Origin of the sequence: Pseudomonas sp. KCJK9016 (genome assembly GCF_046231795.1) — a bacterium.
GTDB lineage: Bacteria > Pseudomonadota > Gammaproteobacteria > Pseudomonadales > Pseudomonadaceae > Aquipseudomonas > Aquipseudomonas bananamidigenes.
In genome coordinates, this window is sequence record NZ_JBJJMM010000033.1 from 31095 (window position 1) to 57619 (window position 26525).

Below are 26525 nucleotides of genomic sequence, written 5' to 3' on the forward strand. Positions count from 1 at the left end.
GGCACTTCTGCCCGATTCAACGAGAACGACAGCCATGAGCGACAATCGACAGTGGGCCCGCGAAGCCATCCGGATCATCGAAGCGGACTTCCAGCGCAGCGCCGACACCCACCTGATCCCCTTGCCGCTGCCGGGATTTCCGGGCATCGAGTTGTACTTCAAGGACGAGTCCAGCCACCCCACCGGCAGCCTCAAGCATCGTCTGGCCCGTTCACTGTTTCTCTACGCCTTGTGTAACGGCTGGCTCAAACCCGGCGCGCCGGTGATCGAAGCATCCAGCGGTTCGACGGCGATTTCCGAAGCTTACTTTGCGCGGATGCTCGGATTGCCGTTCATCGCGGTGATGCCGGCGACCACCTCCAGGGAAAAGATCGCGCAGATCGCTTTCTACGGCGGCAAGAGCCATCTGGTGGACGATCCGACGCAGATCTATGCCGAATCCGAACGTCTGGCCCGCGAACACGACGGGCACTTCATCGACCAGTTCACCTACGCCGAGCGCGCCACCGACTGGCGGGCGAACAACAACATCGCCGAGTCGATCTTCCAGCAGATGCGCTACGAGCAGCACCCGTGCCCGGCGTGGCTGATTTCCAGCCCCGGCACCGGCGGCACCACCGCGACGCTCGGCCGCTATGTGCGTTATCGCCAGCACTGCACCCGTGTGCTGTGCGCCGATGCCGAGCGTTCGGTGTTCTTCGACTTTTACCAGACCGGTGACGCGAGTTTGCGCCTGGACCACGGCTCGCGGATCGAAGGCATCGGTCGGCCACGGGTGGAAGCGTCGTTCCTGCCCAAGGTGATCGATGCGATGGTCAAGGTGCCGGATGCCTTGTCGCTGGCGGCCATGCATTACCTGGCGCAGCGTCTGGGGCGGCATGTGGGTGGGTCGAGCGGCACCAACCTGATTGGCGCGCTGATGGCGGCGCAGCAGATGAAAGCGGCGGGGGAATCGGGGTCGATCGTCGCGATCCTGTGCGATGGCGGCGAGCGCTATGCGGATACGTATTACGATCAGGCGTGGCTCAAGGCACAGGGCTACGAGCTGGAAGGGTTGATGGCGGCCGTGGCGGCGAGTGCCGAACGGGGTGAGGCGTTACCGGCTTCAGTGTTACGCGCAAATATCTGAGTCACTGATAACCAATGTGGGAGCCGGCAAGCCAGCTCCCACAGGGTTTTGCAGTGTTTCAGGTCGTGCAGATCAGTCTTTCAGACCCAGGATGTCACGCGCCACAGCTTCCGCGATGCGAATCCCGTCAACACCCGCCGACAGAATCCCGCCCGCATAACCCGCGCCCTCACCGGCCGGGAACAGCCCTTTGACGTTAAGGCTCTGCAGCGATTCGTTGCGTGTGATCCGCAGCGGTGATGAAGTCCGCGTCTCGATCCCGGTCAGCACCGCATCGTGCAGCGAATAACCGCGGATCTGCTTCTCGAACGCCGGCAACGCCTCTCGTATCGCCTCGATGACAAAGTCCGGCAGCGCCAGGGCCAGATCGCCCAGCGCTACTCCCGGTTTGTACGACGGCTCGACTTCGCCCAGCTCGGTGGATGGCGTGCCATTGATGAAGTCGCCGACCAGTTGCGCCGGCGCCTTGTAATCGCTGCCGCCGAGGATGAAGGCATGGGACTCCAGACGTTCCTGCAACTCGATGCCGGCCAGCGGGCCGCCCGGATAATCGACTTCCGGGGTGATGCCGACGACGATGCCGGAGTTGGCGTTGCGTTCGTTACGCGAGTACTGGCTCATGCCGTTGGTGACCACGCGGTTCGGCTCGGAGGTCGCGGCGACCACGGTACCGCCCGGGCACATGCAGAAGCTGTAGACCGAACGGCCGTTTTTGGCGTGGTGCACCAGTTTGTAGTCGGCGGCGCCCAACTTGGGGTGACCGGCGTACTTGCCCAGACGCGCGCGGTCGATCAGCGACTGCGGATGCTCGATGCGGAAACCCACCGAGAACGGCTTGGCCTCCATGAACACGCCACGGCTGTGGAGCATGCGGAACGTATCGCGGGCGCTGTGGCCGAGGGCAAGGATCACGTGCTTCGAGTGCAGGACTTCGCCGCTGGCCAGTTCGACCCCGACCAGTTGGCCGTCTTCGATCAGCACGTCGGTGACACGTTCCTGGAAGCGAACTTCACCGCCCAGAGCACGAATCTCCTCACGCATGGTTTCGACCATGCCGGTCAGACGGAACGTACCGATGTGCGGCTTGCTGACGTAGAGAATCTCTTCCGGCGCGCCGGCCTTGACGAACTCGTGCAGGACTTTACGGCCGAGGAATTTCGGATCCTTGATCTGGCTGTACAGCTTGCCGTCGGAGAACGTGCCCGCACCGCCTTCGCCGAATTGCACGTTGGACTCGGGGTTGAGCACGCTTTTGCGCCACAGGCCCCAGGTATCCTTGGTGCGCTGGCGCACTTCGGTGCCACGTTCGAGGATGATCGGCTTGAAGCCCATCTGCGCCAGCAGCAGGCCGGCGAAGATGCCGCAGGGGCCGAAACCGACCACGATCGGCCGCTGGCTCAGATCGCTCGGCGCCTGGCCGACGAACTTGTAGCTGACATCCGGCGCCACGTTGACGTTGCGGTCATCGGCGAACCTGGCCAGCACTTTGGCCTCATCGCGCACTTCCAGGTCAATGGTGTAAATGAAGCACAGTTCGGTGGACTTTTTGCGCGCATCGTAGCTGCGCTTGAACAAGGTGAAGTCGAGCAGGTCATCGCTGGCGATGCCCAGGCGCTGCACGATGGCGGTGCGCAGGTCTTCGTCGGGATGGTCGAGCGGCAGCTTGAGTTCAGTGATTCGTAACATGACAGGATCCGGTTCGCGGGACGCACAACTGCGCCAGGGCGTTTGAAGGCGGCGATTATAAGCCGCAACGGCCGGATCCCGTGAGGGTAAAACGATCAGTCGTTGCGCGAGCCGCCGAAATACCCGCAACCGCGCTGTACCTTGCCGTCGATGCGCAGCTCGGCGCTCATGTGCTGCACGCTGCCGGTGCGGCTGTCGACGCAGCGCTGCGGCGCCACCCACAGCTCGATGCGCTGGTTGTCGGCTTCGCTGCTGAGGTTGAAACGGCCGTCGCCCAGTTGCTCCTCGACGTAGGGCACGGCGAGCGGTGGCTGGCCTTCGCGGTCGATGACCATGCCTTTGCCACTGACCTTGACGTTCCACTCCGGGCCATGGCCGGCGGCACGCAGGATCAGTTGTTTGAAGTTCGGATCATCGCAAGCGGTACCGGAGCGTTCGACGCGATACAGCTGGGTGAGGTCGAGCCGGTCACCGGCGATCTTGCCGCGCACGTCGGCGAACAGCTTGCCTTGCTGATCGGCCAGGGTGGCAGCCTCCTGCAGGATGCTGGTGCCGCCAATGTCATTGACGACGTACTGACGCTGTTCGCCGCACGACTGGAACATCAGTTTGCCGTCGGCGGCGGTCAGTTGTCCCTGCATCCGCGTCTGGCCGACGTGGGAAGCGCTGGTTCGTGCGCCGTCGAACAACTGGCACGCGGCAAACAGAGGGAGCAGGGCAACAACGATCAAGGAACGGGCAACACGCATCTTCGGCTCTCCAGACAAGTGCCGTCACGTTACGCAGGCTGACCGTTCATCACAAGGGTTTAGCCCACGTGAAAGGTCTGACCTGTCTGCAGGCCTTCGACACTTTTGGCGTAGGCCAATGCCACATCCGCTGCCGGCACCGGCTTGTAGCCGCGGAAGTACGGGGCGTAGCTGCCCATGGCTTCCACCAGCACGGTCGGGCTGATCGAGTTCACGCGCAGGCCGCGAGGCAGTTCGATGGCGGCGGCACGGACGAAGCTGTCCAGCGCGCCGTTGACCAGTGCCGCCGAAGCACCGCTGCGGATCGGATCGTGGCTGAGCACGCCGCTGGTGAAGGTGAACGACGCACCGTCGTTGGCGAATTCACGGCCGATCAGCAGCAGATTGACCTGGCCCATCAGTTTGTCTTTCAGGCCGAGGGCGAAGCTGTCTTCGTTCATGTCACCCAGCGGGGCGAAGGTCACGTTGCCGGCCGCGCAGACCAGGGCATCGAAATTGCCGGTCTTCTCGAACAGTTTGCGGATCGATGCGCTGTCGCTGATATCCACCTGGAAATCGCCGCTGCTGCGGCCGATGCGAATGACTTCATGACGCTGTGACAGTTCTTTGTCCACGGCCGAACCGATGGTGCCGCCTGCGCCGATCAACAGAATTTTCATCGTGCTTGCCTCGAGTGATTGAACGAGCTTTCAGTCTAGAGTGGTTTTTTCGGCGGATAAGCGCGCTAATGGGCAACCTTTGGTTTTCAAATGGAAACAATCCATGAGCGAGATGGATGATCTGGCGGCGTTCGCGGTGTTGATCGAAGCGGGCAGTTTTACGTTGGCGGCGCAGCAACTGGGGTGCAGCAAGGGGCAGTTGTCCAAGCGCATCAGTCAGCTGGAAGCGCAGTTTTCCGTGGTGCTGCTGCAACGCACCACGCGTCGGCTGAGTCTGACCGCCGCCGGTGCGGCGCTGTTGCCTCAGGCTCAGGCGCTGGTCGTTCAGGTGGAAAGAGCGCGTCAGGCATTGGCGCGTTTGAAGGACGATATGGCCGGCCCGGTGCGTATGACGGTCCCGGTATCGTTGGGGGAAACCTTTTTCGATGGTCTGGTGCTGGAGTTTTCACAGAAATACCCCGAAGTACAGATCGAACTGGAGCTGAACAACAGCTATCGCGATCTCTCCCGCGATGGCTTTGATCTGGCGATCCGCACGGATGTCGCCAATGACGAGCGACTGGTTGCCAAGCCTTTGCTGGCCTGGCAGGAAATGACCTGCGCCAGCCCTGATTACCTTGAGCGTTTCGGCGAACCGCTGACACCACAGGCGCTTGCCGAGCATCGCTGTCTGCTCAACAGTCATTACGGCGGTCGTGAAGAGTGGCTGTATCACCAGCAGCACGAGTTATTGCGGGTGCGGGTGTCGGGACCGTTCGCCAGCAATCACTACAGCCTGCTGAAAAAGGCCGCGCTCGCTGGCGCCGGCATCGCCCGTCTGCCGTCTTACCTGCTGCAGACGGAATTGGCTGACGGGCGATTGCGCTGGCTCCTGCGGGATTTTCAGACCCGGCGCATGCCGATGTACCTGGTGCACCCGTATCAGGGCGGGCTGCCAAAGCGCACACAGGTGCTGGCGGACTATCTGATCGAATGGTTCAAGCGCAGCGGAGAGGCACTCGATCGGCTTCAGCGGTAACGTCGGGCGATCAGATGATCGATCGACAATTTGCCCGGTCCCGTGGTCATCAGGTACAGCAACACTGCCGCCCAGGTGCCATGGGTCGGGTAGGCGTCGGGGTACACGAACAGTTCGATGACCATTGTCATGCCCAGCAATGCCAATGCGGAAAACCGTGTGGCGAAGCCGACGAGAATCAGGATCGGGAAAAAGTGTTCGGCAAACGCCGCCATATGCGCGGCGATTTCCGGCGACAGCAGCGGCACGTGGTATTCGCTCTGGAACAGCGGAATCGTCGAATCCGCCAAGTGCGGCCAGCCGATCTGAAAGGTGCCGTCGATGAGGTCGATGGCCAGGCCCTCGACCTTGGTCTGCCCGGATTTCCAGAACACCGCCGCGATGGAAAACCGGGCGATGAAGGCGATCAGGCTGTGCGGGATTTTTTCCAGCAGCGCGATGGCGCGGGCAATGAGGCTGTTCATGGCGAAACCTTGTGATGTAAATGGGTGATGGCGTGGCGACTGATCAGCAGGGCCAGGGTCTGGCTCAGGTCGAAAGCCTCGGCGGACTCCAGCGCCTGTGTCAGTGACAGGCCGGCCTTGAGCTGACCGATGAACTGGCTGGCGCCGTGATCCAGGGCGAATACTTCTACCTCCAGGCCATTGCGCAGGATCAGTGCGTGCTGGGCCTGATTCAGAACGATGCCGGCCAACGTGGCGTCTTGCTGATGCGCGGCCCAGATATCCACCACGGCAAAGGCTGAATCGAGCACGTGCAGCGAAGGATGCAGACCGATTTGCAAGCGACTCAGGCCTTCCTGATCCGCGAAGGCCGCAGCGATCCGGTCCTGGCTGAGCGGCTCGATATCGGCGGCGTGATAGGCCAGCGTACGCAGGCGTTCCAGTCGCGCGACATCGGCCAGATAAGGGACGCTCGACGCCGGTTCGAATCCGCTGATGAAGTCCGCCAGATCACTGCCGTAGTCGCTCATCAACGGGCTTCGAGGTGGATGGTTTTGAATGAAGACTCCGGCCATGGCACGGAAGAATTCCTCTCCCACCAACTGCAATACCACGGGATAACTGTCGGCCAGTGCATTGCTTAATGAGCATTGCACGTTGTTGCGGTACACCGCGAAACGACTGGCGGGATCGGCACCGTTGACGCTGCACAAACCATCGGGGCAGGGCAGGCCGGTATCGAGAAGTGCTGCACTGAATACGCCTTGGGTACTCATGACCGACCTCCTGCGCAAAGCAGAAGCGCGTCGGCCTGTTGCGCCTCGGCCATCAGCACGTTGAAGGCCGGCACCTGATTGTCCCGTTCGATCAGCGTCGCCACCGGGCCGATGCGCTCCAGCGCCTGTCGGTACAACGACCAGACGGCCTGATCGACCGGTGCGCCGTGATCGTCGATCAGCAAGCGATCACCGAGGCTGTCGGCATCTTCGGCAAACCCCGCCAGATGAATCTCGCCCACCGCGTGCAACGGCAGTGCGTCGAGGTAAGCCAGCGGATCGCGCTGATGGTTGATGCACGAGACGTAGATGTTGTTCACGTCCAGCAACAGACCGCAGCCGCTGCGTCGGATGACTTCACGGATGAACTCCGCTTCGTCGATTGTCGAACGCTCGAATGCCAGATAGGTCGCCGGGTTTTCCAGCAGCATCGGGCGCTTGAGGGTGCTCTGCACCTGGTCGATATGTTCGCAGACGCGGTTGAGCGTCGGTGTGTCGTAAGCCAGGGGCAATAGATCATTGAGAAACACCGGGCCATGGCTCGACCAGGCCAGGTGTTCGGAAAAGGACTGGGGTTGATAACGCTCGATCAGCGTACTCAGGCGTTTGAGGTGTTGAACATCCAGCGGGCCTTCGGCACCGATGGACAAGCCGACGCCGTGCAGCGACAGCGGATACGCCTCGCGGATCAGACCCAGAAAGTGATGAAACGGGCCGCCGGCCACCATGTAGTTTTCGGCGTGGACTTCGAAGAAACCGATGTCCGGTAGAGAACCGAGCACTTCACGAAAGTGCCCGGTCTTGAGCCCCAGCCCGGCACGGGGCGGGAGCCCGCAGAGGGCTGCCCGAGTGCGGGGGGAGGCATGGTCGCAGGATGTGATCATGATCGTCACTCGGGCAGGCCGTGGATCAGGACTTGGCCTTGAACGCTTCCAGCTGACCGAAACCGGTCGGCGAGGTCTTGCTTTCGGTGGTGGTGCAGGTGCCTTTCGGAACGAACTTCCAGGAGTTGGCCTGGTAGTCCATTTTCGCCGTGCCTGCGCAGGTGGTGCCGGCGCCGGCGGCGCAGTCGTTATGGCCTTTCATGGCCACGCCGAAGCATTTTTCCATGTTGCTGTTGTCGGCGGCCTGAGCGGTCGAAACGCCGGCCATGCTCAGGGCGGAGCCCAGGGCCAGAACCAGGGCGGTGGCGGACAGGGTGCGGGTGGTAGCAGTCATGATGTTTCTCCGGTTTTTGCTTGGGTTGGAACAAGCGATGTGCGCTTGCTTGCCCCACTAGAGAAACGACTTGGCGATGCGTTACAGCCGGCAGAAAAAAAATCCGAAAATAATTGGAATAACTATCTCGTGCTGATCGCGAATGGTTATCCGGACCTGTTATTTCTGACAGTGGGCGGCGGTCTTTCGAATGAATAGATTCAACTCAGGGCTGACTGCTTGCGAGGAAACACATCATGACCAGGGCTGAGTTGAACAAATTCGTTCAGGCAAAAATCGATGAAAAAGCAAACATCATTCTTGATGAAAGGGTGAGGTATGACGATGCGGCGCTTGGAGCGCTGAAGATTTATTCCGGCCTTCGGCGCATCCTGAACAACAAGGCGACGCTCGAGGATATGGGCATGCTGCATGCCGTCAGCGATCTGATGCAGGCGCTGGGCGTTATCTCTCCCAATGAGACGCTGGGCGCGAAACTCAAGCGCTGAATGTCTTTCGGCTGTGATGACGTTTTGAATCATATCGGGTGAGGGTTTGCAGATGGCAAGCATCGAGGAAAGAGTAAAAAGGATTGTTGCAGAGAATCTAGGCGTGAAGGAGATAGACATCGCTGTTGAAAACAGCTTTGTCGATGATCTTGGGGCCGACTCGCTGGACACCGTTGAACTGGTCATGGCACTGGAAGAAGAGTTCGAGATGGAAATCCCGGACGAAGAGGCCGAGAAAATCACCACGGTTCAGCAGGCGATCGACTACGCAGAGAAACATTTGAAAACTTGAGGTGAGCGCAGGACAAAAAAAACGGCCCGAAGGCCGTTTTTTGTTTGAAGCGATCCATCAACCGCCGAGGTACGCCTCGCGCACTTTCGGGTCGGTCAGCAGTGCTTCACCGGTGCCTTGCATCACCACCCGGCCGTTCTCCAGAACGTAGGCGCGGTCGGCGATTTTCAGCGCCTGGTTGGCGTTCTGCTCGACCAGGAACACCGTTACACCGTCCTTGCGCAGCTGTTCGATGATGTCGAAGATCTGCTGGATGATGATCGGCGCCAGGCCCAGCGACGGCTCGTCGAGCAGCAGCAGTTTGGGCTTGCTCATCAGCGCACGGCCGATGGCGAGCATTTGCTGTTCGCCGCCGGACATGGTGCCGCCGCGCTGGTTGAAACGCTCTTTCAGGCGTGGGAAAAGTCCGAGAACCTTGTCCATCTGTTCCTGATAGTCGCCCTTGTTGGTGAAGAATCCGCCCATGGACAGGTTTTCTTCGACGGTCAGACGGGCAAACACCCGACGGCCTTCCGGCACCACGGCGATGCTCTTGCGCATGATCTGCGACGAGTCCTGGCCGACCAGTTCCTCACCCATGTAGCGGATGCTGCCGCTGTGGGCCTGGGGCGATCCGCAAAGCGTCATCAGCAGCGTGGACTTGCCGGCACCGTTGGCGCCGATCAGCGTCACGATCTCGCCCTGGCGGACTTCGACGTTGACGCTGTGCAGGGCCTGGATCTTGCCGTAGAAGGTGGAAACGTTTTCGAACTGCAGCATTTACGCTTCCCCCAGGTAGGCTTTGATCACTTCAGGATTGTCGCGGATCTGTTCCGGCGTGCCGTCGGCCAGAGGCGTCCCCTGGTTGATCACGACGATGTGGTCGGAAATGCTCATGACCAGTTTCATGTCGTGTTCGATCAGCAGCACCGTGACGTTGTGCTCCTCACGCAGCACGCTGATCAGCGCCTTGAGGTCTTCGGTTTCCTTCGGGTTCAGACCGGCGGCCGGTTCGTCGAGCATGAGAATTCGCGGACGGGTCATCATGCAGCGGGCGATTTCCAGACGGCGCTGCTGACCATACGCCAGGGTGCCGGCGGTACGGTTGGCGAACTCTTTCAGATTGACCTTTTCCAGCCAGTATTCGGCGTATTCCATGGCCTCGCGCTCGCTCTTGCGGAACGCCGGGGTCTTGAACAGGCCGGACAGGAAGTTGGTGTTCAGGTGACGATGCTGGGCGATCAGCAGGTTCTCTACCGCCGTCATGTCCTTGAACAACCGCACGTTCTGGAAGGTGCGCACCACGCCCTTGAGGGCGATCTTGTGCCCTGGCAGGCCCTGGATCGGCTCACCATCCAGCAGGATGCTGCCGCCCGACGGCTGATAGAAACCGGTCAGGCAGTTGAACACGGTGGTCTTGCCCGCGCCGTTCGGCCCGATCAGTGCCACCACTTGTTTTTCCTTGACGGTCAGGGCCACGCCATTGACTGCCAGCAGGCCGCCGAAGCGCATGCTCAGGTTTTCGACTTTAAGGATCTCGCGGCTCATTTTCGCAACTCCATGTGTGGGCGTTGCATCGGCAGCAGACCTTGTGGACGCCAGATCATCATCAACACCATCAGGGCACCGAACATCAGCATTCGGTATTCGCTGAATTCACGCATCATTTCCGGCAACAGGATCATCACCACGGCCGCGAGAATCACGCCCAGCTGCGAGCCCATGCCACCGAGCACCACGATGGCGAGGATGATCGCCGACTCGATGAAGGTGAACGATTCCGGGGTCACCAGTCCCTGACGGGCGGCGAAGAAGCTGCCGGCGAAACCGGCGAAGCTCGCACCCAGGGTGAACGCCGAGAGCTTGATCACGGTGGGGTTGAGACCCAGCGCACGGCAGGCGATCTCATCTTCACGCAGCGCTTCCCACGCACGACCGATCGGCATGCGCAGCAGGCGGTTGATGATGAACAGCGCGGCCAGCGCCAGCAGCAGGGCAACCAGGTAGAGGAAAATCACCTTGTTGATCGAGTTGTATTCCAGACCGAAATACTCGTGGAAGGTCTGCATGCCTTCCGCGGCCTTGCGTTCGAAGGTCAGACCGAAGAACGTCGGCTTCTCGATGTTGCTGATGCCGTTCGGGCCACCGGTGATGTCGGTCAGGTTGCGCAGGAACAGACGGATGATTTCCCCGAAACCGAGGGTCACGATCGCCAGGTAGTCACCGCGCAGACGCAGGACCGGGAAGCCCAGCAGGAAGCCGAACGTTGCCGACATCAGGCCGGCGATCGGCAGGCAGATCCAGAAACTCAGGCCGTAGTAGTGCGACAGCAGCGCGTAACTGTAGGCACCGACGGCGTAGAAACCGACGTAACCCAGGTCGAGCAGACCGGCCAGACCGACCACGATGTTCAGGCCGAGACCGAGCATCACGTAGATCAGGATCAGCGTCGCGATGTCCACCGCGCCACGGGAGCCGAAGAACGGCCACACCAGTGCACCGAGGATCAGCGCAATGATGATATAGCGCTGGGTGGTCGGCAGGGTCAGGAAGTTGCTGGCTTTGGCCGGGATCAGCGGCAGGCCCGGCGAGGATTTCCATGCCTTGCTGATCTGCTGGTTGAACAGCACCCGCAGGAACATCAGCACCGAACACACGGCGATGGTCGCCAGGATGGCCGGGCTGGTGCCATGCACTTCGAGGTTGATGCCGACGATGGTCAGTTTCAGACCCAGTACCGGGTAGGCCACGGCCCACACCAGCAAGGCACTGAAGAGTGCCTGTTTAAGATTCCTGTTCATACTTTCTCAACCTCCGGACGGCCCAGAATGCCGGTCGGACGGAACAACAGCACCAGAACCAACAAGCCGAAAGCCACGACGTCCTTGTACTGGTCGCCGAAGATATCGGCGCCAAAGGCTTCGGCCACCCCGAGCACCAACCCGCCGAGCATGGCGCCGGGGATGCTGCCGATCCCGCCCAGTACCGCGGCGGTGAAGGCCTTGAGGCCGACGAGGAAACCGGCGTTCGGGTTGATCACGCCGTACTGCATGCTCAGCAATACGGCAGCGACAGCCGCCAGCGCGGCGCCGATGACGAAGGTCAGGGCGATGATGTTGTTGGTGTTGATGCCCAGCAGGTTGGCCATCTTGATGTCTTCGGCACAGGCGCGGCAGGCGCGACCGAGGCGAGAGCGGGAGATGAACAGGGTCAGGCCGAGCATGGCGACCAGGGTCACCACGAACACCACGATCTGCATGTAGGAAATCAGCACTTCATGTGCGCCACCTGGCCCGATGGAAAAGTTTCCGGGAATCAGGTTGGGGATGGATTTGTCCTTGGAGTCTTGCGCCAGCAGAACGGTGTTCTGCAGGAAGATCGACATGCCGATGGCGGAAATCAGCGGGATCAGACGGTTGCTGCCGCGCAGGGGGCGGTAGGCGATCCGTTCGATGCTGTAACCGTAGGAACTGGTGACGACGATGCTGGCGATGAACGCCGCGGTCATCAACAGCGGGACGTTGTCGAGTCCCATCATGGCCAGCCCGGCAATGGCGATGAACGCCACGTAGGAGCCGATCATGTACACCTCGCCGTGGGCGAAGTTGATCATTCCAATGATGCCGTAAACCATCGTATAGCCGATGGCGATCAGGGCATACGTGCTGCCAATGGTCAGACCATTAACCAGCTGCTGGAAGAAGTGATAGATGTCAGGCATTACAGCGCTCCTAAAAACCTGATACGCATTTCACTGGTGGAGTCATTTTCCCACCCGGTCCCGTGGATCTTCATCCACTTCGAATCCGGGTTTTGCCAGCGAACCGCTGATGACGGTTTTGAGATTTTCAGGTGGGGAGACTGGCGGATCACGCCAGCGCGGCCCAATACATTCGTAAAACAAAGCCCACGGCACGCCGTGGGCTTTATTGGCAGTCAGTCAGGCAGCGCCTTACTGAGGCGAAACTTCGGTTTTAGGTTTGCCGAAGTGCCACTCGTAAACCACGAACTTGAAGTCCTTCAGGTCGCCCTTGGCGTCGAAGCTCAGGTCGCCGGTCGGGGTCTTGAAGGTACCGGCGTGAATGGCGGCGGCCACTTTGGCAGGGTCTTCGGATTTGGCAGCGGTGATACCGCCGGCAATCACTTCGACCGCCGAGTAGGACGGGAACACGAACGGGCCGCTCGGGTCTTCTTTCTTCGCCTTGAAGTCTTCAGCCAGTTTCTGGTTGGCCGGATCCTGGTCGAAGGACTTCGGCAGGGTCACCAGCAGGCCTTCGGAAGCGTCCTTGGCGATCTGCGAGATGGAGTCGTTGCCCACGCCTTCCGGGCCCATGAACTTGGCTTTCAGGCCTTTTTCCTGGGCTTGACGCAGGATCAGACCCAGCTCCGGGTGGTAGCCGCCGTAGTAGACGAAGTCGACGTTGGCTTGCTTGAGCTTGGAGATCATCGAGGAGAAGTCCTTGTCGCCGGCGTTGACGCCTTCGAACACGGCGACTTTCACGCCTTTCTTCTCCAGGGTCGCCTTGACGGCGGTGGCGATGCCTTCGCCGTATTGCTGTTTGTCGTGCAGCACGGCAACGATTTTCGGCTTCACGTGATCGGCAATGTAGTTACCGGCGGCAGGGCCCTGGGCGCTGTCCAGACCGATGGTGCGGAACACCATTTTGTAACCACGGTTGGTGATGTCCGGGCTGGTGGCAGCCGGGGTGATCATGATCACGCCTTCGTCTTCGTAAATGTCGGAAGCAGGCTGAGTGGAGCTGGAGCACAGGTGACCGACCACGAACTTGACGCCGTCGTTGACGACCTTGTTCGCTACGGCTACCGCTTGTTTCGGATCGCAGGCGTCATCGTATTCAACGGCTTCGAGTTTCTTGCCGTCGACGCCGCCCTTGGCGTTGATCTGCTCGATGGCCATTTTGGCGCCGCTGAACTGCATGTCGCCGTACTGGGCTACCGGGCCGGTTTTAGGGCCGGCGATGCCGATCTTGATGGTGTCGGCTGCGAACGAATGGCTGGCCACCCCGGCCAGTACCATTGCGGCAAACAGTTTGGAAATCTGCTTAGTAGCCTTTGTCATAGTGCTCCACTCTTGCTGTTGTATTTTTTTAGAGTCCTGACGCCGTAGCAGCAGAACCGGGCTGGGTATCTTCGCGATACCTTCCGGAAATGCCCCCGGCAACTGTACCGGTACAGTGTAGAGCGCCGGTTGTTGGCCTGGGAAGCTGGCGCCAAGGGGCAAATCCTGAGGGTGTCGCTTTAATGAAAGAAAAAGACAGAATTGCGGCGGGGCTTTCAGAGGGCTTATGTCCCATTTGTCAGCATTCCCTGGCTTTCCTGCGCTTTTCGTTCGGTACAGCCTTTTGCTACCGGGTTTTTCTGCCGGACCACCGACGTTATCATTCGCGCCGATTTCTTTTCCGGACAGTCCCATGAATCAAGAACCTAGCACCCTCTATGCCAAGCTGCTTGGTGAAACCGCATCCATTACCTGGAAAGAGCTGGAGCGCTTCTACGCCCAGGGTGCCCTATTGTGGGTCGACGGCGACCTGGATTTGATCGCCGTGGCCGAGGCCGTGGCATCGGACCAGGGCGAGAAAGTCGCTGCCTGGCTGGCCGAAGACAAGGTCGCCAAGCTGTCTGAAACGCGGGCGCTGGATATATTCGAGCGCGATCCCGAGATGTGGGCGGTGGTGGTCCGTCCGTGGATTCTGGTCCAGGAAAGAGCGTTGACCTGAGGGGTTGCACCTTGTTGGTGCGCATGATGGTCGAGGAAAAGTGTGTAGCCGAGTAGCGTGATGGCACGTTGCCGTAGAGAAATGCCACAGGCAGGGGTGGCATAACGGTGACGTAAACGTAACGGGCACAGTTTAGTAAGCAGCCTAACGGCTGCTTAATTGTTTCGGGATGTTGGAAAGGCTGAAATCTTCAGGGAATTCGCGGCCCCCTTCGCGAGCAGGCTCGCTCCCACAGGGAAATGAATTCCAATGTGGGAGCGAGCCTGCTCGCGACGGGGTCGCCTCGGTCCGGTGTCAGACCGAGTAAGTCTTGCCGGTGTGGTTGTTGAGCGAAATGACCTTGGTCTTGCCGATCCGGTGACGGTAGATCTCGCGCAGGTACTTGATCGACTTCTTCACGCAATCGCGCGACAGGCGAATGTCGTTGATCGAGACGAACTTCTCCTTGTCGTTGATCAGCTCGCGGTATTTCTTCTCGTACATCGGCTTGATCGCGTACCAGTTGGTATCGAGGATCTTCGCCGGATTTTCGAATTCGTTGAGCAGGTCGTCGATGCGCTCCTCGTCGAATTCTTCATTGATGATGAAGTCGAGGATCGAGTTGTCGAGGGTTTCGTCGAAACGGTACGGGTTCTTCGCGAAGCAACGCTTGATGAAGGCCACGATCAGGGTCAGGAAGTCGTCCGACAGGCACGGGCTCTTGGCGATCAGGGTAGTCAGCGACAGGTTGGCCGAGGCGCCGATGACCAGTGCGTAACGCTTGAGTGTGGTGTTGGGGAACAGGCTGTTGAGGTGGGTCTTCAGCCGGTTCAGGTCCATGTACGACAGCTTGTAGTCTTTCGGCAGCGAGACGATCGAGACCACCGACGAGCAGTTCTTGAAGAAGTGCAGGTCGTGCAGCGCGGCGGCGTCGTAGCCGGAATTCTTGTATTGCTCCAGCGACGCACGATAGCGCTTGGATTCGATCGGCAGCAGGCTGATGCCTTCGATGGCCTGGGTCACCTTGTTGAAGTGCGGCAGATCGATGGAGCGGAAGAACAGGTCGTCGATGTTCAGGCGCTGCGGCTCTTTGTCGAACACCTTGAATTTGTCGCTGCTCGGCGGCGGTGTTTCCGGCACCACCGATTCCGCGTAGGCAATGGCGACCGGGCCGGCCAGACTCATGAACAGGTCGTTGGCGTCCAGGCGGATGGTTTCGCCGATGTCGATGCCGGCACGCCGGAAGTAGTTCTGGTCGTAGTCGGTGGTGACCGCCTGCGCCGTCAGAATGTTGAAGATCTGCTGCGAGATGTACTGGTTGGCGTGCTTCTCCATCGCATTGACGTCAATGTTCTGGATGTTGCCGTCATCGCTTTCTTCGGCGTAACGCATGATGTCGTTGGAGATCAGCATCATGGCGTTCCATGGCCGGATACGGCCCATGACGCTGGCTTCGCTGCTGTCTTCGTTGGCGAAGTTGTACGAGAAATCCCATTCTTCCGACAAGTATTTGCACAACAGCCGACCGGCGTTGATGTGCAGCGCCTCGGACATTTCGCTGCGGTGGTCGGAAATGTTCGGCAGCACGCAGATTCCGCTGGTGAAGATCGGCTCGAACACGAACGAATGACCGCTCTTGCCGTCATGCTCGTCCATCGGCTTGGTGTCGAACGTCTTGTTCATGTACGAGTGCTGCTGGGCCAGGCCGAATTCCGAGGCCATGCCCGAACCGGTACCGCCGCCGGCACTGAAGATCGAGAAATACAGACGCGACTGGTTGGCCTTGATGCCGCAGCTGTCGATCAGGTACGAGTGGATCATTTTCCAGTCAGGGCTGGAGAAACGCTGGGTGTCCTTGTTGAGGATGATCTTCGCCAGGTACTGGCCGAGGATCGGCGCGTTACCGGCGCCGCCGGCGTGGACTTCGGACAAGTCCATGATCTTCATTTTGCTGTAGTCGCGCAGGAAGCCGCTTTTCTCGCCCTTGCGCGAGAAACGGATGCGCCCGGCGATGTCCTTGTCGAGGTCGCCGAGCATCACCAGCGGTTCCACCAGGAATACCGGTTTGGTCGATTTGTTCGGGCCGATCCGCAGGTTCTGCTTGATCCACTGAGCCGGGCTGTAGCCTTTGTCGGAGGCCAGGCGACGGTCAGCCGCGCGGTCTTCGTTGTTGAATTCGTTGAGGTAGAACTTGCGCGCGTTGTACACCAGCTCCGCCACGTCGAGGGCGATGTTGGAGCCGCAGCGACCGAGGCCGATCAGGCACACCGACGGGAATTCCTGGTCGTTGTGTTGCTCGTTGTCGCCTTCCAGGTGCGGCGGGCGCGGGAACACCAGGTCACGCAGGCCGTCGAGGTTGTCGAGGATGCGGTCGGTGTTGGTTTCGGTGAAATACAGGTATTGCTGGGTGCCCAGAGGGCGGGAAGGCGGCAATGGCTTCATGGGGGCAGGGCTGTTCGCTGCAGGGCTCAGGGTCAGATCGGATACCGCAGTGGCCGGATTGTTTTTGGAAGTCATTGTGCGCCATGTACCTGGACTGGTTGGTTCGGCGACCGCTGTCGTCGAGCCTCACGGAATGGGGATCTCGCGTCTTTTTACTGCGCGTATTTGGCCCGTGCGTCAGGGGTTTGGCCTGTGTGCCGCACGGGGGAATCCTTTCCTGATTGATGATGGATCGGCCATGATTCGGCGATCTTTAATCAAAAGGAGGCTAAATGATGTCAACGCTACCTTCGTTGGGGTTTGCCGGAGTCGGCCTGATGGGACTGCCGATGTGCCGCCGCCTGCTGGCGGCGGGTTATCCGCTGACCGTGTGGAACCGCAACCCGGACAAATGCGCGCCGCTGGTCGAGGCCGGCGCCCGGCAGGTGGCGAGCCCCGCTGAGCTCTGCCGGCACGCCGATGTGGTGATGCTGTGCCTGGCTGACACGGCAGTGGTGCGCGAGGTGGTGTTCGGCCCGGCGGGTGTGGTCGAAGGCGCAGAAAATGGTCAGTTGCTGGTGGATTTTTCCAGCCTGGAACCGACCGCGACTCGCGAAATGGCAGCAGAACTGGCGCAAAAGACCGGCATGGCCTGGCTCGATTCACCGGTCTCCGGTGGTGTGATCGGTGCCGAGGCCGGCAGTCTCGCAATCATGGTTGGTGGGGATGCGGCGGATCTGGAGCGGGTGCGCCCGGTATTGCTCACCCTCGGTCAGCGCGTCACGCATATGGGCGGCATCGGCGCAGGTCAGGTGACCAAGGCTTGCAACCAGATGATCGTCGCCTGCAATGCGCTGGTGATTGCCGAGGTGGTCGCGCTGGCCGAGCAGGCCGGGGTCGACGCCCGCCTGATCGCCGAAGCACTGGCCGGTGGTTTTGCCGATTCGAAGCCGTTGCAGATCCTCGCGCCGCAAATGGCCGAGAGCCGTTTCGAGCCGGTGAAATGGCATGTACGCACGTTGCTCAAGGACCTCGACACGGCGGTGAAGTTTTCCCGCGAAGCAGGCTCGGCCACGCCGGTCAGCGGATTGGCCGCACAACTGATGCGCCTGCATGGGGCGCAGGGCTTTTTGGCGAAGGATCCATCGACGCTGGTGCAAATGTACCGCGGGCCAGACTCAGCGGATTGAACGTGTGGGCGTGTTTGCGCTGATTGATTTCCTCGAGGACCGGCCGCAGTTCCTCCAGCGGCACCGGACGGCTGAGCAGGTAGCCCTGTATGAAGTCACAGCCGGAACGCTCGAGGAATTCGTATTGCTCCAGGCTTTCGACGCCTTCGGTGACCACTTGCAGGTGCAGGGTGTGCGCCATGACGATGATCGCCTGGACGATCTCCATGTCGGCGGTGGCCTTGGGAATATCGAGGATGAACGAGCGGTCGACTTTCAGGGTGTTGAGCGGCAGACGCTTGAGGTAGGCGAGCGAGGAATAGCCGGTGCCGAAATCATCGATCGACAGGGATACGCCCAAGGCACGGATCTGCCGCAGCAGCACCAGCGTATTGGCGATGTTGCCCATCAGTGCGTTTTCGGTCACTTCCAGTTCCAGTCGCTCGGGGGCGACGCCGGCACTGTGCAAGGCCCGTTCGATTTCATTGGCCAGTTCCTCCCGCGCCAGGTTCAGCGGAGAGCAGTTCCAGGCGATCTTCAACTCATCACAGCCATGACGCGACAATTCACCAAGGTCCTCGCAGGCCTTGCGCAGTACCCAGTTGTCCAGTTCGGCGATCAGCCCATTGTTTTCCGCGATGGTGATAAAGCGGTCCGGCGTCAGCAGGCCGTGCACCGGGTGCTGCCAGCGAATCAGCGCCTCCAGCTTGGTCACCTTGCCGGTCTTCAGTTCGAAGATCGGCTGGTAATACAGCATCAGCCCGTTCTCCTCGCGCAGGGCATGGCGCAGTTCTTCCTCCAGTTGCAGTTCCTGGCTGGCGCGGTTTTTCAGGTTGGAATCGAAAAAATGTAAACCGTTGCGTCCGGCACCCTTGGATTGATACAGCGCCAGATCCGCGTGCTTGAGTAACTCCTCGCAGGTGGTGCCGTCCTCGGGAAACAGGCTGATGCCGATGCTGGTGGTCATCACCATGCGCCGCCCGGCCAGTTCGATCGGCTCTTTCATCTTTAGCATGATGCGCTGGGCCAGGTTGCGAGCCTCTTCGCGGTCGCGCAGGCCGATCAGGATGCAGAATTCGTCGCCGCCGAAACGTGCCACTACGTCTTCGTGCCCGCGTACCGAGCCTTTGATGTGCCGGGCGATGACTTTGAGCAGTTCGTCACCGGCATCATGGCCGAGGCTGTCGTTGATGCGTTTGAAATGATCGATGTCGAGAAACATCACTGCGAGCATGCCGCCTTCGGTGGCTTTCTGGCTGAGCTTCTCAGCGAAGAGCTGGTTGAACCCGCGACGGTTGATCAGGTTGGTCAGGGCGTCGTAATTGGCTGCCTGTTGCAGCGACATGCGCGCCTGATCGAGCTGGCTGAGCAGCATGTTGACCCGGCGCAGGTCCTGCTCCTTGTTCTGCAGTTTCTTGTCGGCCAGTGCGGCGCTGATGGCGCTGCCGAGGATCAGCAGGGTGATGAAGGCGACGGTGAGCCCCAGTTGCAAATGGCTGGAATCGGTTTTCAGTGCAGGAATGCTCCCCTCCGGCAGGACCAGTTGCAACGCGGTCATGCCGGTAAAGTGCATGCTGATGATGCCGGCCCCGAGAATCAGTGTGGCCACGTATTTGAGCATCTGGTTGTGCAGGCCGCTGCCTTCGCGCAGATTCCCGGCGACCCACAGCGCGGCGAAACTGGCGACGATGGCAATCAGGATCGAGAGGCCGAACAGGGTCGGATCGTAATAAGGTGTCGCCAGCGATTGCATGGCGGCCATGCCGACATAGTGCATGCCGGCAATGCCTGCGCCAATGACGATGGCCGTCTTCAGGTATGGCAGCAGACTGGGTTGCGGTTCACTCAGGGTGTGCATCGCCAGCCAGGAGGCCAGCACTGCGATCAGCAGGGAAAACAGGGTGATGGACAGGTCGTACTGGATGTCGATGGGGGTCTGGAACGCCAGCATGCTGATGAAATGCATCGCCCAGCTGCCACCGGCCAGGCAAGTGGCGCCGATCCAGCGCCAGATTCTGCGCGATCCGGGGTCTTCGGCGTGGCCGACGCGTTCGGCCATGTCGAGGGTGGCGAAACTTGCGGCGCAGGCCACCAGATAGGCGACCAGCACCAGCAAGGGATTGTGTGTGCAATTGAGAATGATCTGCCCGCTGTGCGGCAGCTCGGTAACAAACTGCAAACCAAGCCACTCCATAGCATGCCCCGTCTCTGAGTGCTTCCTGACTGCGTCATGAACGCAGGCGAATGAGAGGAGTATAGAGGTCGATTTCGCGGTGCAAGCGATGGTGGCACATTGGTTCTAATGATTTTGGCATGAGCGCCATAGCGATTGGCGCTAAGGCTCAGGCGACCTCGTTCCAGTGCGGTTGCAGCGGGGGCAGGCCGAAGCGGGCGCGGGCCTTGTCGCAGTCGATGTTCTGCACGCCGTTTTCCCACGACGCCTCGAATTCCCGGCAGGGGCTCGAACGCTTGTCGTAGATCGTGCAACTCACCGCCTTGCCGACTTCGCCCTCCAGCGCAGTGCAGCGCGGGGCCTTGCGGTCGGTACCGATCATGGCAACCCGGCTCGGCGTGATCTGGGTGACCAGCTCATCGGGGACGGTCCCGCCGGAGGATGCGCATTCCCCCCAGAAAAATGACACACGAAAATGAGAACAGCAGGCACCGCAATTCAGACACGGACTGACATCGGACATGTGAGGGGCATCAAAGGGATTGATCGGGAGGATCCGGACGGATCCGGCGGCCATTCTAGGCTTTGCAACGGCGTTGGGAAGGGGGGCGAGAAAGTATTTTTTCATTGCCGGATTTTTCGCAAAAGCCCCGGTTTTCGGGGGATTCGAGGCTTATCAAGGGCTTACGTTTCGTTACAGTGCCATGGGCGGATATCAGGCTGGCGAATGATCACAGACAGCCCCGATTGCGATGACTAGATTGCAGGTTCCGGGCTCGGATGCGTCGGCAGTGAAGCCCCATGACAATAAAAGAGACGGACCCATGCAGAACTCGACCCAAGCGGCGAATGCCTGGCGCATTCTGTTCCTGTTGTTCCTTGCCAACCTGTTCAATTTCTTCGATCGCACCATCCCGGCGATCATCATCGAGCCGATCCGCATGGAATGGCACCTCAGCGACTTTCAGCTGGGCATCGTCGGTACCGCGTTCACCATCGTCTATGCCATTGCCGGCCTGCCGCTGGGGCGTCTGGCCGACACCGGCTCGCGCAGCAAACTGATGGGCTGGGGGCTGGCGACCTGGAGCGCGCTGACGGCAGTCAACGGCCTGGTCGGCAGTTTCTGGAGTTTCCTGCTGGTGCGCATGGGCATCGGTATCGGTGAGGCCAGTTACGCGCCTGCGGCCAACTCATTGATCGGTGATCTGTTCCCGGCCCACCGCCGCGCGCGGGCCATGGGCATCTTCATGCTGGGCCTGCCGTTGGGGCTGCTGCTGGCGTTCTTCACCATTGGCGCGATGGTCAAGGCGTTCGACAGCTGGCGTGCGCCCTTCTTTATCGCCGCGGTGCCGGGGTTGCTGCTCGCGGTGTTTATGTTCTTCATCAAGGAACCCAGACGTGGCGCGGCGGAAACCGTGCCGGTATCGCAAGAGAAGGTCGACAAGCCGATCCGCCGGGTGCTGGCGGTCCCGACGTTCCTGTGGCTGGTGCTGGCGGGGTTGTGCTTCAACTTTGCAACCTATGCCTGCAACTCGTTCCTGGTGCCGATGCTGCAACGTTATTTCCTGATGCCGTTGCAGGAAGCGGCGGTGGCCACCGGGCTGATCGTCGGAGTGACCGGGCTGATCGGTTTGACGCTCGGCGGCTGGATCGCTGACAAGATCCACCAGCGTGTGGCTAACGGGCGCCTGTTGTTTGCGGCGTTCAGCCTGATCATTTCCACCGTCTGCACCGCCTGGGCACTGCATGCCGGCCGGATCGAGATCGGTGTCTTTGTGGCGCTGTTCAGTGTTGGCTGGCTGTTTGCCTACAACTTCTACACCTGCGTTTACACGGCGATTCAGGACGTGGTCGAACCGCGCCTGCGGGCTACGGCGATGGCGTTGTTCTTTGCCGGGCTGTACCTGCTGGGCGGTGGCCTGGGGCCTGTTGTGGTGGGCGGCCTGTCCGATCATTTCGCGAAATCGGCCATGGCGGCGGCGGGCGCCGAACAGATGACCGAGGCCTTCAAGGCGATCGGCCTGCATGACGCGATGTACCTGATCCCGGTGGCGCTGTTGTTCACGATGCTATTTCTGTTTCTGGCGTCGCGGTGTTTTGTGCGGGATGCCAAGCGGATGAAGGCGGGGATGTCGGCAGTGGTGGAGCCGGATCGCGCAGCGGTGACTGCATAATCGCCTTCGCGAGCAGGCTCGCTCCCACAGGCTTTACGGCGACCACATAATTTGTGAACGACTCGGATCACTGTGGGAGCGAGCCTGCTCGCGAAGGGCCATCTGCATCAATCAATGCATTTCAGGCAAACAAAAAGGCCCGCATCGCTGCGGGCCTTTTCATGTGTGGCGGTGGAGCAGGACGGCTTAACCCGCCACCAGCACCCGGATCGCTTCCAGTCGCAGCGCAGCCTTGTCGAGCATGGCCAGGCCTTGCTCGCGCTGTTCGCGCAGGGCAACCAGTTCGCTGTCGCGTACGGTCGGGTTGACCGCCTGCAGGGCGGTCAGGCGCGCCAGTTCTTCGTCGGTGTCCGCCGCCAGACGGCGGCGGGCCTCGGCCACGCGCTCGGCATGGCGCGGGGTGACCTTTTGTTCACCGGCGTTGATCCGTGGTGTCAACTGATCGCGCTGAGCCTGGATGAACTTGTTGGCGCTGGCGCGTGGCACGCTTTCCAGTTGATCGTTCAGGGTTTCGAACGCCACCCGGGCCGACAGGTCGTTGCCGTTGGCATCAAGCAGGCAGCGCAGGGCGGCCGGTGGCAGGTAACGGCCCAGTTGCAGCGAACGGGGAGCCACCACTTCGCTGACGTACAGCAGTTCCAGCAGCACGGTGCCTGGTTTGAGCGCCTTGTTCTTGATCAGTGCGACAGCGGTGTTGCCCATCGAGCCGGACAGCACCAGGTCCATGCCGCCCTGCACCATCGGGTGTTCCCAGGTGATGAATTGCATGTCTTCGCGCGACAGCGCCTGGTTGCGGTCGTAGGTGATGGTCACGCCTTCGTCATCGCCCAGCGGGAAACTGGCGTCGAGCATTTTTTCGCTCGGCTTGAGGATCAGGGCGTTTTCCGAATGGTCTTCGCTGTCGATGCCGAATGCGTCGAACAGGGTTTCCATGTAGATCGGCAGGGCGAACTGGTCGTCCTGTTCCAGAATCGCCTCGACCAGTGCTTCACCTTCACCGGCGCCGCCGGAGTTGAGTTCCAGCAGGCGGTCACGGCCTGTGTGCAGCTCGGCTTCCAGACGCTCGCGCTCGCGGCGTGCCTCATCGATCAGGGCTTGCCACTCGCCGTCATCCGCCGCTTCAAGCAGCGGCAGCAGGCGCGGGCCGAACTGATGCTGCAAGGCGTTGCCGGTCGGGCAGGTATTGAGGAACGCGTTCAGCGCTTCGTGGTACCACTGGAACAGGCGTTCTTGCGGGCTGGTTTCCAGGTAGGGCACATGCAGTTCGATGGTGTGCTTCTGGCCGATCCGGTCCAGACGGCCGATCCGCTGTTCCAGCAGGTCCGGGTGCGACGGCAGATCGAACAGCACCAGATGATGTGCGAACTGGAAGTTGCGGCCTTCGCTGCCGATCTCCGAACAGATCAGTACCTGCGCGCCGAACTCCTCGTCGGCGAAGTAGGCGGCGGCGCGGTCACGTTCGAGGATGCTCATGCCTTCATGGAACACCGTCGCCGGGATGCCGGAGCGTACGCGCAGGGCGTCTTCCAGATCCATCGCGGTTTCGGCGTGGGCGCAGATCACCAGCACTTTGGTGCGCTTGAGCATTTTCAACTGATCGATCAGCCACTCGACGCGCGGGTCGAATTTCCACCAGCGTTCTTCTTCGCCGGCGTCCGGCTGGGCCTGGAAGCTGACCTCCGGGTACAGCTCGGCGTGATCGCCCAGCGGCAGTTCGAGGTATTCGTCCGGGCACGGCAGCGGGTATGGATGCAGCTTGCGCTCCGGGAAACCCTGTACGGCGGCACGGGTGTTGCGAAACAGCACGCGGCCGGTGCCGTGGCGGTCGAGCAGCTCACGCACGAGGCGGGCGCTGGCTTCGGTGTCGCCATCGTTGACGGCGGTGAGCAGGGCTTCACCTTCGTTGCCGAGGAAACCGTGGATGGTCTTGTGCGCTTCAGCCGAGAGGCGGCCCTTGTCCAGCAATTCCTGAACGGCTTCGGCCACCGGGCGATAGTTCTCGCTTTCGGCACGGAAGGCGGCCAGGTCATGGAAGCGGTTCGGGTCGAGCAGGCGCAAACGGGCGAAGTGGCTGTCCTGACCGAGTTGTTCCGGGGTGGCGGTGAGCAGCAGTACACCGGGGATGGTTTCGGCCAGTTGCTCGACCAGCGAATATTCCGGGCTGACTTTATCTTCGTGCCAGACCAGGTGGTGTGCTTCGTCGACGACCATCAGGTCCCAGCCGGCGGCGAACAGCGCGTCCTGGGCCTTCTCGTCATCGACCAGCCACTCCAGCGCCACCAGAGCCAGCTGGGTGTCTTCGAACGGGTTGGACGCATCGCTTTCGATGAAGCGCTCTTCGTCGAACAGTGCGACCTGCAGGTTGAAACGGCGACGCATTTCCACCAGCCATTGGTGCTGGAGGTTTTCCGGCACCAGGATCAGTACGCGGCTGGCGCGGCCCGAAAGGAGCTGACGATGGATCACCAGACCCGCTTCGATGGTCTTGCCCAGACCCACTTCGTCCGCCAGCAATACCCGTGGCGCGATGCGGTCGGCCACTTCACGGGCGATGTGCAACTGGTGCGCGATCGGTTGTGCACGCGCGCCACCCAGACCCCACAGCGAGGACTGCAGCTGGCGGCTGGTGTGTTCCAGGGTGTGATAACGCAGGGAAAACCACGACAGCGGGTCGATCTGGCCGGCGAACAGGCGGTCGCTGGCCAGACGGAACTGAATGAAGTTCGACAGCTGGGTTTCCGGCAGGGTAACGGCTTCGTTCCCGGCGTTCAGGCCGTGATAGACAAGCAGGCCATTGGCATCCTCGACTTCACGCACGGTCATTTTCCAGCCTTCGAAGTGGGTAATGGAGTCACCCGGCGAGAATCGCACGCGGGTCAGGGGCGCATTCCTTAGCGCGTACTGGCGGGTTTCGCCAGTGGCCGGGTAAAGCACGGTCAACAAGCGGCCATCCTGTGCCAGAACGGTGCCTAAACCAAGCTCTGCTTCGCTGTCACTGATCCAGCGTTGCCCCGGTTGATACTGCTGCGCCATGCTGCCTGACTCCCACCTTGAAAAAGCGGGCTATCTTAACGGAATGAGGCCCTGAGGCCAAAGGATTAGGAGCAGTGACGAGCTTTCATTTGCAAGCTGCAAGTGAGGGCAAATGCGGTCATCTGTCAGTTTTAAGCAGAGCCAGGGCACCTGTGAGTGCCAACCCGGTCACAAGTTTGCGACCGATGGCTCAAGGCACCGATGCCGCAGCCGATAGCCTGCTGACAGGAGACCCTTCATATGCTGCCACCGATGCTCCCCCTGAGCGCCGTGCCGATCACCTCCCAGCAGGATCCGATCCGCCAGCGGCCGGACATTCCTCCGGTGGTGCCGGTGCAGGAAAGCTCCAATGAAAGCACCATCGACCTGCAAAAGCGTGACCCGGAAGAAGACGGCCTGCTGTTGCGCGAAGAACAGCGCCGCCAGCAGGAGCGCGACCGTCGTCGCCGCGAGGCCGACGAAGATCCACAGGAACACCTCGCGGTGCCGGGCACCGAACTCAATGCCGACAACACCGTGCCGGTGGTGCCGCTGATGGAAGATCAACCCCGTCAGGGCTTGTGGGTCGATATCGAGATCTGAGGCCGCCCCGACTGGCGTCCTGAGTACACGATTTGTTGTAAACCCTCTTATTGATGGCTAGTCAGCGCTGGCGCCAGGCCGCATTATTGGCGCAGTCCTGTCGGCGGTCCGGCAGTTGTGATTCAGTCCAAGCGATGCACCGAACGCCATGAGCCAAGACGACAAACTGATCGACCTCAACACTGAGCGCGCCAAGCGGGTTCATGACCTCAACGAAAAACGTCTGAATGAAGTGCGCAAGGCATTCGAACAGGCCATGCCGTTGGGAAAGCCGAAGAAAAAGTCGAAAAACAAACCGAAAAAGCGTTGATCTTCCCCTGTATCCGTTGATGCAGGTCAGTTTTTCCCTCCCTTTCCTCCGCACCTTTACCGGTATTGATCCTGGTCAATTCCTGCGCCTGCCTGATTGGTTAACTTAGCTCCATCGCAGCAAAGCAGGGGCCAGGAGGCCAGTCATGTTTTTCGATAACGTGGTGTTTGCCGGGGTTCTGACGGTAGGGCTCATGGTTCTGTTTTTTGCAGGGTTTGGATTTTTTATCTGGAAGGATGCGAATAAGCGCAAGAAGCCTTAGTCCTTCCGGATTTGATGAGCACGCAAGGCATTTTGGGCAACTTCGGTTGCCCTTTTTTTTTGTCTTCTTGGCGGCCTTTGGGCCGACCATGCTGTGGGTTGTTTTGGGTGAATATCCGTTTCTTTGGCTGTTGCTACTGGCGGTTTCGCCCTTACGGCGACTCACTTTTTTTACAAACGCCTAAAAAAAGTAAGCAAAAAAACGCTTGCTCCTACGTTCGGCCCGCTCGCTGAGGCTCGGGGTCCCT

Annotated in this window: 26 protein-coding genes; 10 read left to right on the forward strand and 16 right to left on the reverse strand. The window is 60.4% G+C overall.

Annotated elements, in window-relative coordinates:
• The first annotated feature begins 34 nt into the window (after positions 1 to 34).
• On the forward strand, positions 35 to 1129 hold the full coding sequence (locus ACK6BI_RS24655; protein WP_409319126.1) for a PLP-dependent cysteine synthase family protein: 1095 nt from the start codon (positions 35 to 37) through the stop codon (positions 1127 to 1129).
• Between the two features lie 72 nt (positions 1130 to 1201).
• Here the strand turns inward: ACK6BI_RS24655 and ACK6BI_RS24660 are convergent, their stop codons facing one another.
• The 3 genes from ACK6BI_RS24660 to ACK6BI_RS24670 all read right to left on the reverse strand — a co-directional run bounded on the left by ACK6BI_RS24660 (position 1202) and on the right by ACK6BI_RS24670 (position 4223).
• Entirely contained in the window at positions 1202 to 2815 is a 1614-nt protein-coding gene (locus tag ACK6BI_RS24660; protein ID WP_409319127.1) for an NAD(P)/FAD-dependent oxidoreductase, read from the reverse strand.
• Between the two features lie 95 nt (positions 2816 to 2910).
• The gene (locus ACK6BI_RS24665) at positions 2911 to 3564 is read right to left on the reverse strand and encodes a COG3650 family protein (protein ID WP_409319128.1); all 654 of its coding nucleotides are present in this window, start codon (positions 3562 to 3564) and stop codon (positions 2911 to 2913) included.
• A 59-nt stretch (positions 3565 to 3623) separates the two neighbouring features.
• A complete protein-coding gene (locus tag ACK6BI_RS24670) occupies positions 3624 to 4223 on the reverse strand; it encodes a short chain dehydrogenase (protein ID WP_409319129.1) in 600 nt (199 codons plus the stop codon).
• A gap of 103 nt (positions 4224 to 4326) precedes the next feature.
• Between ACK6BI_RS24670 and ACK6BI_RS24675 the strand changes: the two genes are divergently transcribed.
• Positions 4327 to 5241, forward strand: a complete 915-nt coding sequence (locus ACK6BI_RS24675; RefSeq protein ID WP_409319130.1) for a LysR family transcriptional regulator — start codon at positions 4327 to 4329, stop codon at positions 5239 to 5241.
• On the opposite strand, the gene ACK6BI_RS24680 is transcribed toward ACK6BI_RS24675, so the two are convergent.
• Genes ACK6BI_RS24680 through ACK6BI_RS24695 form a run of 4 tightly spaced genes read right to left on the reverse strand, consistent with a single transcriptional unit; the run spans position 5232 to position 7678 of the window.
• Complete coding sequence (locus ACK6BI_RS24680; RefSeq protein WP_409319131.1) at positions 5232 to 5705, reverse strand: DoxX family protein; 474 nt, start codon at positions 5703 to 5705, stop codon at positions 5232 to 5234. The genes ACK6BI_RS24675 and ACK6BI_RS24680 overlap by 10 nt on opposite strands.
• The gene (locus ACK6BI_RS24685) at positions 5702 to 6460 is read right to left on the reverse strand and encodes a DUF2063 domain-containing protein (RefSeq protein WP_409319132.1); all 759 of its coding nucleotides are present in this window, start codon (positions 6458 to 6460) and stop codon (positions 5702 to 5704) included. Before ACK6BI_RS24685 ends, ACK6BI_RS24680 begins: the two co-directional genes overlap by 4 nt.
• Positions 6457 to 7344: a DUF692 domain-containing protein gene (locus tag ACK6BI_RS24690; protein WP_409319133.1), complete on the reverse strand. Its 888-nt coding sequence runs from the start codon at positions 7342 to 7344 to the stop codon at positions 6457 to 6459. The genes ACK6BI_RS24685 and ACK6BI_RS24690 overlap by 4 nt, the downstream gene beginning before the upstream one ends.
• Before the next feature lie 25 nt (positions 7345 to 7369).
• Positions 7370 to 7678 (reverse strand): DUF2282 domain-containing protein, encoded by a 309-nt coding sequence (locus tag ACK6BI_RS24695; RefSeq protein ID WP_409319134.1) that lies wholly within the window; start codon positions 7676 to 7678, stop codon positions 7370 to 7372.
• 236 nt (positions 7679 to 7914) lie between these two features.
• Between ACK6BI_RS24695 and ACK6BI_RS24700 the strand changes: the two genes are divergently transcribed.
• Both ACK6BI_RS24700 and acpP read left to right on the forward strand, forming a co-directional pair.
• The gene (locus ACK6BI_RS24700) at positions 7915 to 8166 is read left to right on the forward strand and encodes a hypothetical protein (RefSeq protein WP_409319135.1); all 252 of its coding nucleotides are present in this window, start codon (positions 7915 to 7917) and stop codon (positions 8164 to 8166) included.
• Positions 8167 to 8218: 52 nt separating this feature from the next.
• On the forward strand, positions 8219 to 8458 hold the full coding sequence (gene acpP, locus ACK6BI_RS24705) for an acyl carrier protein (protein ID WP_409319136.1): 240 nt from the start codon (positions 8219 to 8221) through the stop codon (positions 8456 to 8458).
• Between the two features lie 57 nt (positions 8459 to 8515).
• Here acpP and ACK6BI_RS24710 read toward each other — a convergent pair whose 3' ends face one another.
• The 5 genes from ACK6BI_RS24710 to ACK6BI_RS24730 all read right to left on the reverse strand — a co-directional run bounded on the left by ACK6BI_RS24710 (position 8516) and on the right by ACK6BI_RS24730 (position 13517).
• Entirely contained in the window at positions 8516 to 9217 is a 702-nt protein-coding gene (locus tag ACK6BI_RS24710; protein WP_065261022.1) for an ABC transporter ATP-binding protein, read from the reverse strand.
• The gene (gene livG / locus ACK6BI_RS24715) at positions 9218 to 9985 is read right to left on the reverse strand and encodes a high-affinity branched-chain amino acid ABC transporter ATP-binding protein LivG (protein ID WP_007969480.1); all 768 of its coding nucleotides are present in this window, start codon (positions 9983 to 9985) and stop codon (positions 9218 to 9220) included.
• Positions 9982 to 11238, reverse strand: a complete 1257-nt coding sequence (locus ACK6BI_RS24720) for a high-affinity branched-chain amino acid ABC transporter permease LivM (protein ID WP_065261021.1) — start codon at positions 11236 to 11238, stop codon at positions 9982 to 9984. Before ACK6BI_RS24720 ends, livG begins: the two co-directional genes overlap by 4 nt.
• Entirely contained in the window at positions 11235 to 12158 is a 924-nt protein-coding gene (gene livH / locus ACK6BI_RS24725; RefSeq protein WP_065261020.1) for a high-affinity branched-chain amino acid ABC transporter permease LivH, read from the reverse strand. The genes ACK6BI_RS24720 and livH overlap by 4 nt, the downstream gene beginning before the upstream one ends.
• Positions 12159 to 12389: 231 nt before the next feature.
• Entirely contained in the window at positions 12390 to 13517 is a 1128-nt protein-coding gene (locus ACK6BI_RS24730) for a branched-chain amino acid ABC transporter substrate-binding protein (protein WP_409319137.1), read from the reverse strand.
• A gap of 352 nt (positions 13518 to 13869) precedes the next feature.
• Here ACK6BI_RS24730 and ACK6BI_RS24735 point away from each other — a divergent pair, with 352 nt between their 5' ends.
• On the forward strand, positions 13870 to 14175 hold the full coding sequence (locus ACK6BI_RS24735; RefSeq protein WP_409319138.1) for a DUF2288 domain-containing protein: 306 nt from the start codon (positions 13870 to 13872) through the stop codon (positions 14173 to 14175).
• Positions 14176 to 14469: 294 nt separating this feature from the next.
• On the opposite strand, the gene ACK6BI_RS24740 is transcribed toward ACK6BI_RS24735, so the two are convergent.
• A complete protein-coding gene (locus ACK6BI_RS24740) occupies positions 14470 to 16671 on the reverse strand; it encodes a hypothetical protein (RefSeq protein ID WP_260522489.1) in 2202 nt (733 codons plus the stop codon).
• Between the two features lie 197 nt (positions 16672 to 16868).
• Between ACK6BI_RS24740 and ACK6BI_RS24745 the strand changes: the two genes are divergently transcribed.
• On the forward strand, positions 16869 to 17765 hold the full coding sequence (locus tag ACK6BI_RS24745; RefSeq protein ID WP_409319139.1) for an NAD(P)-dependent oxidoreductase: 897 nt from the start codon (positions 16869 to 16871) through the stop codon (positions 17763 to 17765).
• Here ACK6BI_RS24745 and ACK6BI_RS24750 read toward each other — a convergent pair.
• Both ACK6BI_RS24750 and ACK6BI_RS24755 read right to left on the reverse strand, forming a co-directional pair.
• Positions 17656 to 19938 carry a putative bifunctional diguanylate cyclase/phosphodiesterase gene (locus ACK6BI_RS24750; RefSeq protein ID WP_409319140.1) on the reverse strand — a complete coding sequence of 761 codons (2283 nt, stop codon included), beginning with the start codon at positions 19936 to 19938 and terminating at the stop codon, positions 17656 to 17658. The genes ACK6BI_RS24745 and ACK6BI_RS24750 overlap by 110 nt on opposite strands.
• Before the next feature lie 148 nt (positions 19939 to 20086).
• Complete coding sequence (locus ACK6BI_RS24755) at positions 20087 to 20440, reverse strand: YkgJ family cysteine cluster protein (RefSeq protein WP_065261014.1); 354 nt, start codon at positions 20438 to 20440, stop codon at positions 20087 to 20089.
• A gap of 301 nt (positions 20441 to 20741) precedes the next feature.
• Between ACK6BI_RS24755 and ACK6BI_RS24760 the strand changes: the two genes are divergently transcribed.
• Positions 20742 to 22091 (forward strand): spinster family MFS transporter, encoded by a 1350-nt coding sequence (locus ACK6BI_RS24760; RefSeq protein ID WP_409319141.1) that lies wholly within the window; start codon positions 20742 to 20744, stop codon positions 22089 to 22091.
• A 186-nt stretch (positions 22092 to 22277) separates the two neighbouring features.
• Here ACK6BI_RS24760 and rapA read toward each other — a convergent pair whose 3' ends face one another.
• Positions 22278 to 25124, reverse strand: a complete 2847-nt coding sequence (gene rapA, locus ACK6BI_RS24765; protein ID WP_409319142.1) for an RNA polymerase-associated protein RapA — start codon at positions 25122 to 25124, stop codon at positions 22278 to 22280.
• 240 nt (positions 25125 to 25364) lie between these two features.
• On the opposite strand from rapA, the gene ACK6BI_RS24770 reads away from it, so the two are divergent.
• The 3 genes from ACK6BI_RS24770 to ccoM all read left to right on the forward strand — a co-directional run bounded on the left by ACK6BI_RS24770 (position 25365) and on the right by ccoM (position 26278).
• Positions 25365 to 25706 carry an aspartate-semialdehyde dehydrogenase gene (locus tag ACK6BI_RS24770; protein ID WP_065259630.1) on the forward strand — a complete coding sequence of 114 codons (342 nt, stop codon included), beginning with the start codon at positions 25365 to 25367 and terminating at the stop codon, positions 25704 to 25706.
• A 148-nt stretch (positions 25707 to 25854) separates the two neighbouring features.
• Positions 25855 to 26016, forward strand: coding sequence for a hypothetical protein (locus tag ACK6BI_RS24775; RefSeq protein ID WP_260522495.1), 162 nt, complete (start codon positions 25855 to 25857; stop codon positions 26014 to 26016).
• A 145-nt stretch (positions 26017 to 26161) separates the two neighbouring features.
• Positions 26162 to 26278, forward strand: a complete 117-nt coding sequence (gene ccoM, locus ACK6BI_RS24780) for a cytochrome c oxidase subunit CcoM (RefSeq protein ID WP_007959205.1) — start codon at positions 26162 to 26164, stop codon at positions 26276 to 26278.
• The last annotated feature ends 247 nt before the right edge of the window (positions 26279 to 26525 follow it).